The sequence below is a fragment of the Pseudomonas sp. P867 genome (assembly GCF_019891455.1).
Lineage (GTDB): Bacteria > Pseudomonadota > Gammaproteobacteria > Pseudomonadales > Pseudomonadaceae > Aquipseudomonas > Aquipseudomonas synxantha_A.
The window spans coordinates 99,780-116,949 of record NZ_JAFLXB010000005.1 but is presented as its reverse complement, the minus strand read 5'-3'; the positions used below and the strand labels follow the sequence as shown (position 1 = coordinate 116,949).

The 17,170-nt window shown below is 60.6% G+C and carries 11 protein-coding genes and 1 other RNA gene; 1 reads left to right on the top strand and 11 read right to left on the bottom strand.

What is annotated here, in order from left to right; all coding sequences use genetic code 11:
- Window positions 1-139: 139 nt before the first annotated feature.
- From J1G33_RS11265 to J1G33_RS11255, 3 genes are all read right to left on the bottom strand, one after another.
- On the bottom strand, window positions 140-478 hold the full coding sequence (locus tag J1G33_RS11265; RefSeq protein ID WP_003193199.1) for a YbaB/EbfC family nucleoid-associated protein: 339 nt from the start codon (window positions 476-478) through the stop codon (window positions 140-142).
- Window positions 479-521: 43 nt separating this feature from the next.
- On the bottom strand, window positions 522-2,582 hold the full coding sequence (gene dnaX, locus J1G33_RS11260; protein ID WP_223018111.1) for a DNA polymerase III subunit gamma/tau: 2,061 nt from the start codon (window positions 2,580-2,582) through the stop codon (window positions 522-524).
- Window positions 2,583-2,659: 77 nt separating this feature from the next.
- A complete protein-coding gene (locus J1G33_RS11255; RefSeq protein ID WP_223018110.1) occupies window positions 2,660-3,601 on the bottom strand; it encodes a DMT family transporter in 942 nt (313 codons plus the stop codon).
- A 99-nt stretch (window positions 3,602-3,700) separates the two neighbouring features.
- On the opposite strand from J1G33_RS11255, the gene J1G33_RS11250 reads away from it, so the two are divergent.
- Window positions 3,701-4,564, top strand: a complete 864-nt coding sequence (locus tag J1G33_RS11250; protein WP_223018109.1) for a LysR substrate-binding domain-containing protein — start codon at window positions 3,701-3,703, stop codon at window positions 4,562-4,564.
- A gap of 113 nt (window positions 4,565-4,677) precedes the next feature.
- Here the strand turns inward: J1G33_RS11250 and J1G33_RS11245 are convergent, their stop codons facing one another.
- The 8 genes from J1G33_RS11245 to smc all read right to left on the bottom strand — a co-directional run bounded on the left by J1G33_RS11245 (window position 4,678) and on the right by smc (window position 17,169).
- Window positions 4,678-5,268, bottom strand: a complete 591-nt coding sequence (locus J1G33_RS11245) for a hypothetical protein (RefSeq protein ID WP_078822042.1) — start codon at window positions 5,266-5,268, stop codon at window positions 4,678-4,680.
- A gap of 1 nt (window position 5,269) precedes the next feature.
- A complete protein-coding gene (locus tag J1G33_RS11240; protein ID WP_223018108.1) occupies window positions 5,270-6,316 on the bottom strand; it encodes an N-acetylmuramidase family protein in 1,047 nt (348 codons plus the stop codon).
- Between the two features lie 158 nt (window positions 6,317-6,474).
- Window positions 6,475-8,436 (bottom strand): AAA family ATPase, encoded by a 1,962-nt coding sequence (locus J1G33_RS11235; protein WP_223018107.1) that lies wholly within the window; start codon window positions 8,434-8,436, stop codon window positions 6,475-6,477.
- Window positions 8,437-8,587: 151 nt separating this feature from the next.
- Window positions 8,588-8,684: signal recognition particle sRNA small type (gene ffs / locus J1G33_RS11230), an RNA gene on the bottom strand.
- A 135-nt stretch (window positions 8,685-8,819) separates the two neighbouring features.
- Entirely contained in the window at window positions 8,820-9,986 is a 1,167-nt protein-coding gene (locus J1G33_RS11225; RefSeq protein WP_223018106.1) for a putative zinc-binding metallopeptidase, read from the bottom strand.
- 117 nt (window positions 9,987-10,103) lie between these two features.
- Complete coding sequence (ligA, locus tag J1G33_RS11220) at window positions 10,104-12,470, bottom strand: NAD-dependent DNA ligase LigA (RefSeq protein ID WP_223018105.1); 2,367 nt, start codon at window positions 12,468-12,470, stop codon at window positions 10,104-10,106.
- 87 nt (window positions 12,471-12,557) lie between these two features.
- Window positions 12,558-13,421: a cell division protein ZipA gene (gene zipA, locus J1G33_RS11215; protein WP_005790323.1), complete on the bottom strand. Its 864-nt coding sequence runs from the start codon at window positions 13,419-13,421 to the stop codon at window positions 12,558-12,560.
- Between the two features lie 259 nt (window positions 13,422-13,680).
- Window positions 13,681-17,169 carry a chromosome segregation protein SMC gene (smc, locus tag J1G33_RS11210; protein WP_223018104.1) on the bottom strand — a complete coding sequence of 1,163 codons (3,489 nt, stop codon included), beginning with the start codon at window positions 17,167-17,169 and terminating at the stop codon, window positions 13,681-13,683.
- Window position 17,170: the final 1 nt, after the last annotated feature.

Sequence of the window (17,170 nt, the reverse complement as noted above, 5' to 3'; positions counted from 1 at the left end):
CAGCGGGGCTCCTTTTATCGATGAGAATTCAGCGGTATAGGGTGCAGACCATAGGCAACGGGCCGGGGTTCGATGTTTCGTGCGCGCAAAAAAAATGCCAGGCGCAATGCCCGGCATTTGAGTCTAGCCAACGTTTGTATCAGAACGGCAGTTTCATGCCCGGTGGCAGCTGCATGCCAGCCGTCACGCCGGACATTTTGTCCTGGCTATTGGCTTCGATCTTGCGCACAGCATCGTTGACGGCTGCGGCGAACAACGCTTCGAGCATTTCCAGGTCATCTTCGCCCACGCCAGGCAACACGCTAGGGTCGATGCTGACACGCTTGATGTCGTGACGACCGGTCATCACCACGCTGACCATATCGCCACCGGCTTTACCGGTGACTTCGGCGTTGGCCAGTTCTTCCTGCATCTTGGCCATTTTTTCCTGCATCTGCTGTGCCTGCTTCATCAGGCCGGCCATGCCACCTTTCATCATGGGAATCACCTCAAAAGTACGTGGATCAATAAATAGCCCGGTGTCATGACGCTTGGGGCACCGGGGCTTCGACAGGTTCAATAGTATCGTGGCGGACGACCGCACCGAACTGTTGCATCATTTGTTGGATAAGCGGATCAGCGTGGATCGAATCCTCAGCCTCGCGCTGGCGGTTCAGACGCCGACGGGTCGCGGCCTGGGCCGGGGTTTCCTGCTCGGGCTTGATCAGTTCGATGGCGATGGTCAGCGTGCGCCCATGGTATTGGTTGAGCGCATCGTTGAGCCGACGCTGCTGGGTCGCATTGAACAAGGCGCTGTGGGCCGGATCCAGGTGCAGCAGCCAATGGTCGCCCTCGATGGAGATCAGTGTGCAGTTGGCGGCGATACTCCCGGTCATGCCGGAGATCGGCAATTTCGGAAACAATTCCAGCCATTGCAGGGCCAGGCCGGTGGCCGGGGCCGCAGCCGGTTCTGCCTCGGGCTCGGGCGCTGGCTCGGCGGTGTGCTCGCTGGCCAATTCGTCCAGGTAGCTGTAGGCCGAATCCATGTCCGGCTCGATGTAGTCTTCGTCCAGCGGCGGTTCGTCGTCCAGGTCGATGCCGGGGGTCGCGGCCTCGACCTGGGCTACCGTCGGCTCGGGAACCGGCGCCGATACCCACTCAGGGGCATCCGGCACCACGCTGTCCGGGGTCGGCGCAGGCATCGGCGTCAGCTCCGGCTGCTCGCCGGCAGTTTCCAGTACGGGTTCTACGGCGGGCTGTTGCTCAGCCTCGGGCTCAGCCTCTGCTTCGACCGGATCGTTCCAGGGCAGGTCGACCACGGGGGCGGGCTCGATAACCGGCTCGGGCTCAACCACAGGTGCCACTGCAGCCGGCGCAGGTTCGGGCTCAGGTGCCGGCGCCACCGGCGCAGACACTACTGGCGCGACAACGGCCGCGCCAGCCACTGGTTTGGCGGAATCAACTGTGGCCTGGCTGATCCCCACTGGCTTTAGCGGCTGTCTCGGCGCGTCTGCCGAATCCGCCGGCCGGAACGCCAGCATCCGCAGCAGCACCATTTCAAAGCCACCTCGCGGGTCCGGCGCCAGGGGCAGGTCGCGGCGGCCGATCAGGCCCATCTGGTAGTAAAACTGCACATCCTCGGCCGGTAATGCCTGGGCCAGGGCCAACACGCGGTCGCGATCGCCATGGCCGTTATCCACGCCTTCCGGCAGGGCCTGGGCGATAGCGACGCGGTGCAGCACATTGAGGATTTCCGAGAGTACGCCATTCCAGTCCGGGCCTTGCTCCGACAGGTGGCGCACGGCCTCAAGCAATGCCTTGGCGTCGCCCTCGATCAGCGCGTGCAGCACGTCGAAGACCTGGCCGTGGTCCAGGGTACCGAGCATGGCGCGCACATCGGCAGCCATCACCTTGCCTTCGCCAAAAGCGATGGCCTGGTCGGTGAGGCTCATGGCGTCGCGCATCGAACCGTCGGCAGCGCGGCCCAGCAACCACAGGGCGTCGTCTTCGAACGGTACGTTCTCGACACCCAGCACATGGGTCAAATGCTCGACCACGCGCTCGGGCGTCATGTTCTTCAGCGAGAACTGCAGGCACCGCGACAAAATGGTTGCAGGAAGTTTCTGCGGGTCGGTGGTGGCCAGGATGAACTTAACGTAGGGCGGCGGCTCTTCCAGGGTTTTCAACAGCGCATTGAAGGAGTGGCTGGACAGCATGTGCACTTCGTCGATCAGGTAGACCTTGAAGCGCCCACGGCTCGGCGCGTACTGCACGTTGTCGAGCAGCTCGCGGGTATCTTCGACCTTGGTGCGGCTTGCGGCGTCGATCTCGATCAGGTCGACGAAACGCCCTTCGTCGATCTCGCGGCAGACCGAACAGGTGCCGCAAGGCGTTGACGTGATACCGGTCTCACAGTTCAGGCACTTGGCGATGATGCGCGCAATGGTGGTCTTGCCCACCCCGCGAGTACCGGTGAACAGATAGGCGTGGTGCAGCCGCTGGCTGTCCAAGGCATTGATCAGAGCCTTGAGCACATGGGTCTGGCCGACCATTTCGCGGAACGAGCGCGGGCGCCATTTACGTGCAAGAACCTGATAACTCATCGAAAACCGTCGCAACTGGGAAGCGGAAGCCGGTAATGCTAGCGGAGCAGGGGGGAAATTGCATCCGGCACGCTCGTCTAATCTGACGAAGCTGGCTTGATTGCCCGTCCAGATGGCGTCTGCGGGTGTGCCGGCCGCACGATTGAGCGCCAGCGTCCCTCCAGGCTGATAGCGGCGACGCTGGTCAGCACGATCACCGCACCCAGCATCACCTGCAGGGTCACCTGTTCACCGAGCAGCGTGGCGGCCATCACCATGGCAACCGGCGGAATCAGGTACATCGCCACCGAAGCGCGGCTGACTTCGACGTGCTTGAGCACATAACCCCAGGCCAGATAGGCCAACGCACTGGGAAAAATACCCAACACCAGCACCGCGAGGTTCTCCCGCAACGGCGCCTGCACGATAGCGGCAGGCAGGCCCGGCAGGTTCACGCACAGCATCAAGGTGCCGGACCAGACCATGTAGCACGCCATCGTCAACGGACTGTAGCGATGGGCGTAATGCCTCTGGATGGCGAAGTACACGCTCCATGAGCAGGCCGCCAGCAGGATCAACAAGCCGCGCGGGTCGATATCGCCTACACCATGATCGCCCCAGATCACCACCAGCACGCCGGCCAACCCCAACAGTACACAGCTCCAACGCCAGATGCTGACGCGCTCCTGCAAACAGAAAAAAGCGATCAACACACTGAACAGCGGCGCCGACTGTGCCAACAAACTCGACGCCGCCGCTGTCACCCATTGCTGCCCGTGATTGAGGCTGGTGTGGTGCAGGAACACCCCGAAGAAACCCAGCACCAGCAGCCACGGCAGGTCGCGCACCTGGGGCCGGCCAATGCCGACTACCCAGGCCACAGCCGCCATGAATAGCGACGCAATCAAGAAACGCAGCAACGCCAATTGGCCAGGGCTGTAGCTGTGCAGCCCCATATGCACGCCTATGGGTGAATAAGCCCAACAGAGGATGACGCTGGCAATGACTAGCGTAAGCTTGAGCGGTGACGGGGTACTCATCGATGGCATCCATAAAAGAAGGAGTGCCGTCAGTCTTGGCCCGGGCCAGGCGTAGGACAATTAAGCGTTTCTGACTTCTGAAATCACTGGAACTGAGCAATGGAACTGGCCCAACTGAAAATGGTGCGAGCCGTGGCGCAAACCGGCAGCGTGGCCCAGGCCGCCCTGCAACTGCACTGTGTGCCGTCCAACATCACCACCCGCATCAAGCAGCTGGAAAGCGAGTTGGGCACACCGTTGTTTATCCGCGCCGGCCGCGGGTTGGCGATCAGTGCTGCGGGTGAGATCTTCCTGGATTACTGCGAGCGCATCCTGGCGTTGGTGGATGAGTCCAAGCGTGCGGTGGATGCCAGCGCGATTCCCCGTGGCACCTTGCGCATCGGCGCGGTGGAATCCAGCGCCAGCGGCCGCCTGCCGCCGCTGTTGGCGGAGTATCACCGGCGTTATCCCGAGGTCAGCCTGGAGTTGGTGACCGGCGCCTGGGCGCAACTATTGGACGACCTGCAACACCATCGTCTGGATGTGGCCCTCGTGGCCGCCAGTGGCAAACACACGAAGCTGGAGCACAGCGTGGTCTACAGCGAACGCCTGGTACTGATCGCCAGCGCGTCCAGCGCGCCCATCCACAGCCCCGAAGACCTGGCTGGCCGCACATTATTGGTGTGGCCGCCCGGCTGCCCCTACCGCGCAACACTGGAAAACTGGCTCAAGCCCCAGGACTTCAAGCCGGCGATTGCCAGCTATACCAGTTGGGGCACGATCATCGGCTGCGTCAGCGCGGGGATTGGCGTGGCTTTGGCGCCGGAGGGCATCCTGGCGCGTTATGAGCAGGCCAATCAGCTGGCATCGTATCGGTTCGACGAACTGGCAGCGGTAGACAACTTGCTGTTCTGGCACAAAGATACCCAGCGGCATCTTGCACGGGATGCATTCTCCGGGCTACTGCGCGAAACCTTCGGCTAACACCGCCAAAATGTGGGAGGGGGCTTGCTCCCGATAGCGGCGGGTCAATCAATATAGGTGCTAGCTGACCCTTCCTCATCGGGAGCAAGCCCCCTCCCACATTTCAGAGCTTCTCAGAGCTTCGGTGCAGCCAACCGTGTGTACTGGCCCTGGCTGATCCAGCCCGTGAAGGAACGGTCGTGCGCATTGATGAACTCCACCTGCGCCCAGCCGTCCTTGAACGCCAGCACACCCACTACATCACCCTTGACGATATAGGGACGCTTGACCGCCTTGGCCCCCGGAGTTTTCAGAAGGTAAGCCTTGTCGGCAGACACCGTCACCAGCCCGATCCACTTTTTGCTGGCGGTCTGGGTCAGGTCCAGGCCCGTGGCAATTTCCGGCATCAACACGTTGATGCAGCCGGGGTGTTGACGGCCCTGCTCCACTGTCAGGACCACACCGTCGGACGCCACTGCCACACTCCCAGGGTAGGCAGCATCCAGCCAGGTGGTAAGCGTCTCTGGCTTGCCTTGCAGGTAGAAGGTGCAACGGCGGCTAACGCCCTCGCCCATCGCTTCGGAATAAAAGCCTTCAACCTGGTTACCGGGCGTCACCGCCAGCATCAACCCTTCGTACTTGCCTGAATGCAAAGCGGCCGAACCAGCAAACGCGGGGGCCACGGCGCACAACGACAGCATTCCCATCGCCAGAAAACGAATCATCTTATTTCTTCCCTTCAAAGGCTTCGTAGGCTTGTTTCATCAGCACGTCATAGTTGCCGTAGTCCTCGCCGTTATAGTTACGAGCCATGGCTGTGAAATCCTTGTTTTTCATCGCACTCATCAGCGCCGTGCTCTTGCTGCAAAAACTGAGGTAGGCCTTGAGTTGATTACCGGCGTTTACTTTTAACGCCGCTGCAAACTCGAACACCGTCTTGAACCCGCACGACGCGAAGTTGAACCCCATGACCTGAAACATCCCCCAGGACGCCGACATCAGTGCCGCTTCCTGGTCGAGAGCAAAAGCGGTGGCCATGGTTTCCCAGGCCTTGACCTGGTCCTTGTTGTTGGTCTGCCACTGCGGCCCGGCTTTTTTCTTGTAGACGTACGACAGCAGCGGGTGCGACTGGTCGTAGATATGCTTGGTGTACTTGCGAAAGTGATGACCTTCGAAGGCGATGATCGGCAGCTTGGCCGGCCCGAACCCCACCTTCCCGCCCGACTCGATGGTGGCGAACGCCTTGACCACATTCACCGAGATGCCGTTGCCCAATTGCTTGGCAGCATTCTGGAAGTCCGTATCGCTCAGCGTCGTGCCGCCGTCGCAGGTGGCCTGCAGCATTAATTGGCGGTTGCGCCGCTCGGCCTCGATCACCGCACGCACCAGGTTCAGGTAGACATTGACCGTGGCTTGCACCGCATCGACGTTGTTATTGCCCAATGCGTTGAGAAAGCTCGGAATACGCATGGTCGGGAAGGCCCGTACGGGTACTTTCACCGCTTCCTCGATCAAGCTGTTGAACGTACGCCCCGTGGGGTCGATCACCCCATCGGGATGAGCATATTTGAGATGGCGGAACTGATACTGGCTGATGCACTGCACCAACTGGCCATCGCACTTGCCGTTTTCCAGCAAGGCAAAGCCCATTTTGGGAATGATCAGGTTGAATAAATATTGGATGCACTGCACATCGGCGGGCAAGTTGCGGGCTTTGCCGGGAGCGCCGACTGAGGCACTGATAAGTCGAGGCAACCCTTGCAGGCTTTTCATGACAGACATCCTTGTAAGTTAGAGAAGCGATAGCACTTCAATATCAAGTCCATGCCCTTGTCATGCTCTGAAACAAGTGGCCGGCGCAAGCTAACAAGGCGGTCTGGGGGTTGTCCAGAGGGCTTTTCCAAAGTTGTGAAACAGCTGGATTAAATCCTTCAGTAACCGTGTAATTCGCGGGTTTTCTGATACTTGTGATAGTCGAGCCACTCAACCACATCGTAGGGCAGATAGAGCTGCTGGGTTGCTCGCGAAATTGCGATATACACCGCACACAGTCGCTGGTCGAACGCGTAGGCATCCTGGAACTTTACGTTGGTCAACAACGCTGGTGTGAGCAACACCCGGTTGAACTCCATGCCACCGGCGTCTTGCGCCAACATCAAGAGGCAGCGCTCATCCGGATGGCCGCTTTGCCTGTTCAAGCGCGTGACATCCGCCAGATTAAAGCCTTTTTGCAGCTCAGCTTCGACCCAGAGAAACGCCTCATCGAACTGGCAGGCCTCGCGTACTTGCTGCCAATCGGCCATATCGCTGAAAAACGGGTGGGGCCCGCTGTCATTGAACTCGCTGCTGTAGAAGTCAGGCTTGAACAACGCGACCACGGTGTCCATAAAATACTTGAGCGACTGCTGCGCTTCTTTACCGGCCAGGCTGAACGCACAACGGGCTTCGCTCAACTGGATGGCCCACTTCATTGTGTCCCAGTGGGATGCGGTCAATACCACGCAGCCTTGCGGCGGTACAAAGCCCAGCGGATAAAACTCGATACCGACGTCGGCATCCCGAGCCCCCTCGAAAAGCACTTTGCTCTTATCCGAATGCTGGCTGATCAAGGGATTGACCAGGCGCTCGACATTGCGTCCGGAGCGCACGGAGTAACACACATCCGTATGGCGCACCTCACGGGCGCGCCTGACCATGACTCCACTGGCCTGCTGATACTCATCCCCCAGGGTTATCAGCACCTGCCGGCCCCGCTCGATGATTTGCAGCAGCGGCGCCGGAATATCCTGGCTCTCGTCGATAAGGACGTGGGTATAACGCTCGGGCACCACGCAGCCGGCGAGGCTGGCGCGCTTGATCATCAGCAAGGCTTCAAACCCAGTCTGGCTGCCCCAGGCCGGATTCGCTTCGAGATAGCTCCATAGCCGGCTGGCATATTCGAGCAGTGCCCTGGCATCAACGCTGGACAGCGGCTGTTTGAAATGCGGCAAGTGCTTCGCCGACAGGCTGTATTCCCAGGAGCGGCAGTAGGCTTGCAATACGTTGAGGCAAACGTCGACCACAGCCTGCCCTTGCAGGCCACGAAAGCCGAAGATATTCAGCTCCTGAGCCAGTGCCTGCTTGCTCGGCGCCCTCACCTGCGCAGTCAGCGGCTTGGGCCTGGGCCCCTGCATCAAGGCGTGGGCGAATGCATGGAAGGTGTGCCCGGCCTTTCGCTCGCGTACGCCCACCATACGGGCACGCAGGGTTTCCAGCTTTGCCGGGGTACGCGCCAGCAACAAAGTCTTTTCCGGACGCAAGTGCTCCATCAAGGCCACCAGCAGGTGACTCTTGCCGATACCTGCATAGCCCTGAACATGCAGGTCTTCGTTCAAGTTGGCGCGGAAGGTTCTGACCAACTTGTCTTGCTCGGCACTCAACCAGCGCTCGCGATGCCTGGGCGTGACCATCTGCTTGCTGAAGGGATCATTGGTCTTGAGATGGCGGACTTTGTACTCTACGTCCCACTTGCCGCTGGGCAACAGATAGTCGCGCGCCTGCACTTCCTCCGCTAACAGAAAACGCAGCTTCAGGCTTTTGACCACATTGAGGCCGAAGTACAGCTTCCTTTGGTCGAACAGCCGCTGCGCCTCGGAGAGTAGGGAGACGCTTGCCGAATGGCTGGCCTCTACCGCCCAGTCAATCAGCTTGGCCAACACTTTTTCGGCACCATTGGCGCTCAGGTCGCTTTCGGGCACCTGCGCCAGGTTCTGGATCACCAGCACCGCCGCCAACTCCGGTTCACTCAGGGCTACGAGCGCATCGAAACCCTCACCGCTCAACAACCCCACACAGGTTTGCTCGGTGATCGGCAAGAACACAGGGCTGGACAAATCAAAATGTTCCGAGTGCATACAGCCTCGTAGCCAGGGGAAAGACACGCTTGGGGAGTATGCCACTAGTCGTGGAGTGGCCGTCGTGCACTGTGCGATAAGGGTCACAGATGACTGGCTGACTATATGGATTCAGGAATAGGTAAAACAGAAGGGAGCGTTATGGAGGCAACCCCACCAGCCACACCCCGGCACACAATGTTCCCGCTGTGGCTGCTGCCTTCCGGCTCTGACCAGGTTCACGGGTAATCGTTGCGGGGGGACCGATGGGGTCACCATAACGACGCAAGCCTCTCGGCAAGCCGCGCCATTGTACCGATCTGATCGGAAGTTACAACCGTAAAAAATGAGAAGCTTCAAGTACTTGCCATGGCCCTCTGCAATTACCCCTCCCACAGGGGCAATCACTGAGCCTGCAGAACCTCGTCCGCTCTGCCACCCTCTTCCTGGATGACCAGGTGGATAAAGTGCAACTTGGCTATCACCCCCGGCGGCAGCACGAAGGGGTAGAAATCCGGCTGGCCCATGGCGCGGGACAGTTCGTTGAGCATACCGGCCAGCTCGATCCAGGCATTGACGAACGAGAGGAACGCCGGGCCGCCGGGGTGTGCCGGGTCATACAGCGTTGTCAGCGGGAACGGCTGGTAGTCCAGGTCCATCTCGCGGGCGCTCATGCCAAAGCCCAACGCGGTGTCCACCGCGTCCATCATGTGCAGGTAATGGGCCCAGGTTTCAGCCCAGTCTTCCCAGGGATGCATGGTGGCATAGGCGCTGACGCAGGTTTGCTGCCAGTCCGGGCGCGGGCCGTTCTGATAGTGCTGGTCGAGCGCTTCGGCGTAACTGGCGCGCTCATCGCCGAACAAGGTGCGAAAAGCGTCAAGCCAGTGGCTGTTGGCAATCAGCCGATCCCAGTAATAGTGGCCGACTTCATGGCGAAAATGACCGAGCAAGGTGCGGTAAGGCTCACGCATCTGTACGCGGACTTTTTCGCGGTGAGCATCGTCGGCTTCCTTGATATCGAGGGTGATCAGGCCGTTGGCATGGCCAGTGGTCGGCGCATTGCCTGCCAGGTCAGTCCCGATGAAGTCGAAGGCCAGCCCGGTGTCTTCGTCAACGCTCTTGGGCACCACCTGCAGGCCCAGGCTGATCAGTTGTGCCACTAGCCGACGCTTGGCAGTTTCGACCTTGCGCCAGCGTTCGGGGTTTTCCGGGATGGATAGATCAGGAATAGTGCGATTCAGGCTACAGGCCACGCACAGCGACGCAGTGGTGTGGGCGGGGATCAGCCAGTTGCACGCGGCCGGTGAGTCGAGGTTGGCACAGCGACGCCAGGCCCCGGCATCGAGTGCGTCATCCGCCAGCCAAGTGTCAACGACAGGGCCGGGTTGCAGGGAAGACAAACGGCTTTGCTGCGGCAGATAACCCAGCACCGCCTGGCAGGCCAGGCATTGGCTGTTGCGAAAGAATAAAGACTGGCCGCAGCGGCATTGCCACACCTTGCTGTTGCGCGAGGTTTGAGCCATGAACGGGGCGGCGATGCGCGAACTGAGTTGCTCGAAGTAACGGAACATGGCGGGCTCTCCCTGGGGTGACAGAGACTAGATCATTTCTCGCTCGAGATCGTTCCGCTTTCTTGAGGGGCTGCTGCGCAGCCCGACAGGAGCAAGCTCCCTCGCCACAGGAAGAGGTCAGACGCTGATGTTGTGGCTGGCCAGGAAGGCGACGAAGGCCTCCTCATCCAGCACTTTAAGGCCCAGCTCGCTGGCCTTGGCCAATTTGGAACCGGCTCCCGGCCCGGCGACCACGCAGTGGGTTTTCGCCGAGACGGAACCGGCCACCTTGGCGCCCAGGCTTTCGAGCTTGTCCTTGGCGACGTCGCGGCTCATCAACTCCAGGGAGCCGGTGAGTACCCAGGTGTGCCCGGCTTCGGGCAAGCCTTCAACGACCTTTTTCTCGCTCTGCCAGTGCATGCCGAAGTCCTTGAGCTGCTGCTCGATGGCCAGGGCATGATGGGCGTTGTCAGGGTTGTCGAAGAATTCGCGCACGGCCTTGGCTTGCTTCTCGGGCAGGGCCTGGCGCATATCCAGCCAATCGGCCTTGATCACGCCTTCCAGCGAACCGAACTTGTCTGCCAGTTTCTGCGCAGCGCCCGGCCCGACGGAAGGTACATGCAGCTTGTCGAGCAAGCCGCCCAAGGTGGTGCTGGCGGCGAATTCTGCGCTGAGTTCGCCTTGCTCCTGCAATTGCAGGCCGCATTCGTCCGGCGACAACAGTGCACCGATCACATCCTGGTTATGGCTGTCTTCAAAGAAGCTATGAATCTCGTGCGCCACTTCCAGGCCGACGTCGGGCAAGTAGGTCAGCACTTCAGGCAAAGCCTTCTGCACACGCTCCAGGGACGCCAGCGAGCGTGCCAGCACCTTGGCGGTCTCTTCGCCCACATCGGGAATACCCAGGGCGTAGATAAAACGCGCCAGGGTCGGGGTCTTGCTGTTTTCGATGGCGCTGATCAGCTTCTTGCTGGAGATATCGGCAAAGCCTTCCAGGTCGATGATCTGTTCGTACTTGAGCTTGTAGAGGTCTGCCGGCGAACCGATGAGTTTCTCATCCACCAATTGCTCGATGGTCTTGTCGCCCAGGCCGTCGATGTCCATGGCACGCCGCGAGACGAAATGGATGATCGCCTGCTTGAGCTGCGCGCCACAGGCCAGGCGCCCGACGCAACGGTACACCGCGCCTTCGCTGACGGTTTCCTTGCCTTTGCTGCGCTTGACCAGTTGCGTGCGCTCCACATGGGAGCCGCACACCGGGCAGTTCTCGGGGATCTGCACCGCACGGGCGTGCTCCGGGCGACGCTCGGTGACCACCGAGACCACCTGCGGAATCACATCACCAGCGCGGCGGATGATCACAGTGTCACCGATCATCAGCCCCAGGCGCGCCACTTCGTCCATGTTGTGCAGGGTCGCGTTGGACACCGTCACGCCAGCCACCTTGACCGGCTTCAAGCGCGCCACCGGGGTCACAGCACCGGTGCGGCCAACCTGGAATTCCACGTCGAGCAACTCGGTCAGCTCTTCCATCGCCGGAAATTTATGCGCAATCGCCCAACGCGGCTCGCGGGCGCGGAAGCCCAGTTCACGCTGGGACGCGATGCTGTTGACTTTGAACACCACGCCGTCGATTTCATAGCCCAGCGCATTACGGCGCTCGCCGATGTCGCGGTAGTACTCCAGGCACTCCTGGATACCCTTGGCCAACTTCAGTTCGTGGCTGATCGGCATGCCCCACTTCTGCAACTGCTTGAGGTTGCCGATATGGGTATCGCTGATATCCGCGGTCACCTGGCCGATGCCATAGCAGCAGAATTCCAGCGGGCGGCTGGCAGTGATCTTCGAGTCCAGTTGGCGCAGGCTGCCCGCCGCGGCGTTGCGCGGGTTGGCGAAGGTCTTGCCGCCAACTTCCAGCTGCGAGGCATTCAGGCGTTCGAACCCGGCCTTGGACATGAACACTTCGCCACGGACTTCCAGAGTAGCCGGCCAGCCGCTGCCGTGCAGCTTGAGCGGAATATTGCGCACGGTGCGCACGTTGACGCTGATGTCCTCACCGGTAGTGCCGTCACCCCGGGTGGCGCCGCGTACCAGTTCGCCGTCCTGATACAGCAGGCTGACCGCCAGGCCATCGAGCTTTGGCTCGCAGCTGTACTCCACTGCCGCACCCGCGCCAAACAGATCGCCTACCGGCAGGTCGAGGCCCTCGGTCACCCGGCGATCAAACTCCAGCATGGTGGTTTCATCAAAGGCGTTGCCCAGGCTGAGCATCGGGATCTCATGCTTGACCTGGGTGAATGCCGACAGCGCCGCACTGCCGACCCGCTGTGTCGGTGAATCACGCGTCACCAGCTCGGGATGCTCGGCTTCCAGGGCCTTGAGCTCGTGGTACAAGCGATCGTACTCGGCGTCCGGAATGCTCGGCTCGTCAAGCACGTGGTAGCGATAGTTGTGCTGATCCAGTTCAGCGCGCAGTTCGAGAATGCGGGTAGGGGCGGCGGTCATGGGTGTTCTCTCATAAAGCAAAAGAGCAGCCGAAGCTGCTCAATATGTTAGTGCATGGATTCTACAGACAACGCTTATGATCGAACCTCAGCGTTTCTGTGTCAGGGCACGACGCTCGAACTCGACGATGCGCTGACGATAATGCTCGATGGTCTGGGCGGTCAGGACGCTGCGTTGGTCGTCCTTGAGCTCGCCGTTCAATTCCTGGGACAGCTTGCGAGCTGCGGCCACCATCACATCAAACGCTTGCTTGGGGTGACGCGGGCCTGGCAAACCGAGGAAGAAACTCACCGCCGGGGTGCTGAACAGGTCGATATCGTCCAGATCGAAAGTGCCGGGTTTGACCGCATTGGCCATGGAGAACAGCACTTCGCCATTACCGGCCATGCTCTCGTGACGGTGGAATATATCCATCTCGCCAAAGCGCAGGCCGCTCTCAAGGATGTTCTGCAACAGCGCAGGGCCCTTGAAGCCACCGGCATCGCGGCAGATCACACTGATAACCAGGACTTCCTCGGCGGCCGGCTGATCGTTTACCGATTGGCGTGGCGCGCTTTTGGTCGGAGTTTCGTCGGGGAAGTCGTCATCACGGCTGCTGAAGCTCGGGCCGTCATCGACGTCGAGGTTCAGGTCACCTTGATGCGGCTCGGCAACCGCCGCGCCACCACGCTTGCCGCGCTTGGAGGACGGCTCGCGGGCTTCCCGCAACGGCGCGCTCATTGACGGCAAATCATGCTCGTCCAGTTGCGGCTCTTTGTGGGTATCCAGCACACGGGGCGGCCCCAGCAGCTCGGCGGCGCCGTCGTCGTCAGGCAAGTTGGACAGGTTTCGGTCCAAGCGGAACTTGAGCTTGCCCTTGCCACCGCGCATGCGGCGCCAGCCATCGAAAAGAATACCGGCAATGACAATGATGCCGATGACGATCAGCCACTCGCGCAGACCGATTTCCATGTAATCCCGTGCCTCTAATAAAAAATGCTGAAAAATAAGGGGTTTAGCACCGTGCAAACCGCTTTAAAACGTGGCGCCAACTCTATGTTCTGACTGACGTTTTGCCCACGCATACGAAAAATTGACATTAAACTAGCACGACCAAAGATAACTTTACACCGTCTGTCAAAATGCCTTGAACAAATATGTCCATTTGCCACTTTCGCCAGACCGGTAAATCGCCCTACGACGTACCGTAAATTCTCTCTCCTGGCATGGTTCAGGATTCCACCATTGCCATCGCCTCTTCCACATCCACTGCGACCAAACGCGAACAGCCCGGCTCGTGCATCGTGACCCCCATCAACTGATCCGCCATTTCCATGGCGATCTTATTGTGGGTGATGTAGATGAACTGCACAGTCTGGGACATCTCTTTGACCAACCGAGCGTAGCGTCCAACGTTAGCGTCATCCAGCGGCGCGTCAACTTCGTCGAGCATACAGAACGGCGCCGGGTTCAACTTGAAGATGGCAAATACCAGGGCCAATGCGGTCAGGGCTTTTTCGCCACCGGACAACAAATGGATGGTGCTGTTCTTCTTGCCCGGAGGCCGCGCCATGATCGTTACCCCTGTATCGAGTAGATCTTCGCCCGTCAGTTCCAAGTAGGCACTGCCACCACCGAAAACTTTTGGGAATAACGCCTGTAAACCGCCATTAATCTGATCAAAGGTATCTTTGAAGCGGTTGCGGGTTTCCTTGTCGATCTTGCGGATCACGTTTTCCAGGGTGTCCAGGGCTTCGACCAGATCGGCATCCTGAGCATCCAGATAACGTTTGCGCTCGGACTGCTGCTGGTACTCATCGATCGCCGCAAGGTTGATGGCGCCAAGGCGTTGAATGCGTGCGGCAATCCGCTCAAGTTCTTCTTCGGCTTCCTTCTCGTTGGCCTGGGCGGTCAGGGTGTTGAGCACGCCATGCAGGTCATAACCGTCTTCGAGCAACTGGTCTTGCAAGGTCTTGCGGCGCACGGTGAGGGCTTGCCACTCCATGCGCTGTTGTTCGAGTTGGCCGCGGATCAATTGGGATTGCTGCTCGGCCATGGTACGGCGCTTTTCAGCGTCACGCAGTTCGCGGTCGGCATCTTCCAGGGCGATCTGCGCGGTCTTGAGCTCTACGTCGACGGTCATGCGCTTGTCGAGCAGTTCCTCAAGCTTGAGGCGCAGCTCTTCCAACGGCGCCTCGCCCTCCTCCAGGTTGAGGCTCAGTTGCTCACGTTTTTCGGTGAGGCGTTCGGACTGCATCTCCAGGCGCTCAAGGGCCTGGCGCGTGGAATCATGCTGGGCCCGCAGAGAGCCCAGGCGCACCGCCAACTGGTGAGCGTGATCCTTGTGCTGGCGAGCTTCCTGGCGCACGCGGTCGAGGCGTTCGCGCAGGCTGTCACGCTGGGCCAGCAGCAACTCGCGCTGCTCGGTATCCAGCGCCATGCTGTCGAGGGCTTCCTGCAATTGCAGGCGCGCTTCGCCAACCTGCTCATGTTCAAGGGCGCGCTGTTCGCCCATCTCGGCCACTTCTTCGTCAAGGCGGGTGCGGCGCAGGGTCAGTTGTTCGACCTTGGCTTTGCTCGCCGACAGTTGGGCTTTCAATTCGCCTTGCTGGCGCGCTTCGTCTTGCAACAAGCGGCGCAGGTGTTCGCGGCCGGTCTCTTGCTGGCGCTGGGTGGCGCGCAGGGTTTGCAGTTCGGTTTCCAGGCTTTCGAGGGTGGCTTCGCGCTCTTCGCGTTCGGCGATCAGGTTGACGATTTCCTGGCCGCGGGCCAATACGCCACTTTCCGCTTCGCTGGCACGGCGCACGCGCAGGAAATGTCGGCCGATCCAATAACCGTCGCGACTGATCAGGCTTTCGCCGGCGCTCAGTTGACCGCGCTGGGCCAGGGCCTGTTCAAGTGACTCAACCGGCTTGACCTGGCCCAGCCATGGCGACAAATCAATCGCCGCCTCGACCTTGTCCAGCAGGCTGCCCGGTACCCGCGTGCCGTCGGCCGCCGGGCTGAGCAAACGCAGATCGCCCTGGGCGAAACCGGCCAGGTCGAAGCAGCCAAAATCGTCCACCAGCACCGCTTGCAGATCGGCGCCGAGTACGGTTTCCACCGCCAGCTCCCAACCGGCTTCTACCTTCAAGCCTTCGGCCAGGCGCGGGCGCTCGGCCAGATGCTGGTCGCGCAGCCACTCGGCGGTGCCGGTGCCAGGGTCCAGCGCAGCTTGCTGCAAGGCTTCAAGAGATGCCAGGCGCCCATTGAGCCGTTGCAGATCGCCCTGGGCCTGCTGCTGCGCCTGGGTTGCCGTATGCAGTTGCTGACGCAATTGCTCCAGGCGTTCCACCTGTTGTTCCTCGCTGGCCTCCAACTCTTCCAGCGTCATTTCGCTTTCGGCCAGTTGCTCGCTCAGCGCCATGATCGCCGCGTCTTCGGGGTCGGCGGCGAGCAATACACGTTCTTCCTGCAGGCGACGCTGGCGTTCGGCCAGGCGCTCCATGCTGGTTTCCAGTTGCTGAATGCGCGACTGCTGCACCTCGGCCTGGCGACGCGGCTCGGCCGATTGCAGGTTGAAGGTATCCCACTGCTCCTGCCAGGCGTGCATGGTGGTTTCGGATTCTTCCAGCGCGGCGGCGGCCTCTTCGGCGGCGGCGTTGGTGATTTCCTGCTCGGGGGTGAGCATGTCCAGCTCTTCGCCGAGGGTCAGCAGCAAGGTGCGGTCATGACCCAGGTGCGACTCGGTTTCCAGGCGAGCGCGCTCGGCCTCCTTCAAGTCATCCTGCAACTGGCGCAAACGCTGCTGGCCGTGCTGGATGCTCTGCTCGACCCGAGCGATATCGCCCCCCACCGAATAGAAGCGGCCCTGCACCAGATTGAAGCGTTCGGACAGTTCATGGTGCCCGTCACGCAAGCGTTCGATGCTGGCGTCAGCATTGCGTTGCTCGGCCACCAGCGCCTCAAAGCTGACCTCCTGGGTGCCAATGATCGCTTCGCGCTGGCCCACTTGATCGTTCAGTGCCTGCCAACGCAGGGCCGACAGTTGCGCCTTGAGCTGGCGCTCTTCGCCCTTGTATTCCTGATACTTCTCGGCGGCCTGGGCCTGGCGGTGCAGACGCTCCAACTGGCGCTCCAGCTCTTCGCGCAGGTCGGTCAGGCGGGCGAGGTTTTCATGGGTACGGCGGATGCGGTTTTCAGTTTCGCGGCGGCGCTCCTTGTACTTGGAGATGCCGGCCGCTTCTTCGATAAAGTTGCGCAGGTCTTCGGGCTTGGCTTCGATCAGCTTGGAGATCATGCCCTGTTCGATGATCGAATAGCTGCGCGGGCCCAAACCTGTGCCGAGGAAAATATCGGTGATGTCCCGGCGGCGACACTTGGTGCCGTTGAGGAAGTAACTGTTCTGGCTGTCGCGCGTCACTTTGCGGCGAATGGAGATCTCTGCGTAGGCGGCGTATTCGCCGACCAGGGTACCGTCGGAGTTGTCGAACACCAGTTCGATGCTGGCCTGGCTCACCGGCTTGCGGCTGGTGGAGCCGTTGAAGATGACATCGGTCATCGACTCGCCACGCAGGTTCTTCGCCGAGCTCTCGCCCATCACCCAGCGTACGGCGTCGATGATGTTCGACTTGCCGCAGCCATTGGGTCCCACTACCGCTGCCATGTTGCTGGGGAAGTTCACGGTAGTCGGGTCGACGAAGGATTTGAACCCCGCCAACTTGATGCACTTGAGCCGCACG

Coding starts and splice junctions, on each gene's coding strand:
- J1G33_RS11245 (WP_078822042.1), bottom strand. CDS start 5,268: ATGATTCGTTTTCTGGCGATGGGAATGCTGTCGTTGTGCGCCGTGGCC.
- J1G33_RS11250 (WP_223018109.1), top strand. CDS start 3,701: ATGGAACTGGCCCAACTGAAAATGGTGCGAGCCGTGGCGCAAACCGGC.
- zipA (WP_005790323.1), bottom strand. CDS start 13,421: ATGGAAATCGGTCTGCGCGAGTGGCTGATCGTCATCGGCATCATTGTC.
- J1G33_RS11255 (WP_223018110.1), bottom strand. CDS start 3,601: ATGAGTACCCCGTCACCGCTCAAGCTTACGCTAGTCATTGCCAGCGTC.
- dnaX (WP_223018111.1), bottom strand. CDS start 2,582: ATGAGTTATCAGGTTCTTGCACGTAAATGGCGCCCGCGCTCGTTCCGC.
- J1G33_RS11265 (WP_003193199.1), bottom strand. CDS start 478: ATGATGAAAGGTGGCATGGCCGGCCTGATGAAGCAGGCACAGCAGATG.
- J1G33_RS11240 (WP_223018108.1), bottom strand. CDS start 6,316: ATGAAAAGCCTGCAAGGGTTGCCTCGACTTATCAGTGCCTCAGTCGGC.
- J1G33_RS11235 (WP_223018107.1), bottom strand. CDS start 8,436: ATGCACTCGGAACATTTTGATTTGTCCAGCCCTGTGTTCTTGCCGATC.
- ligA (WP_223018105.1), bottom strand. CDS start 12,470: ATGACCGCCGCCCCTACCCGCATTCTCGAACTGCGCGCTGAACTGGAT.
- J1G33_RS11225 (WP_223018106.1), bottom strand. CDS start 9,986: ATGTTCCGTTACTTCGAGCAACTCAGTTCGCGCATCGCCGCCCCGTTC.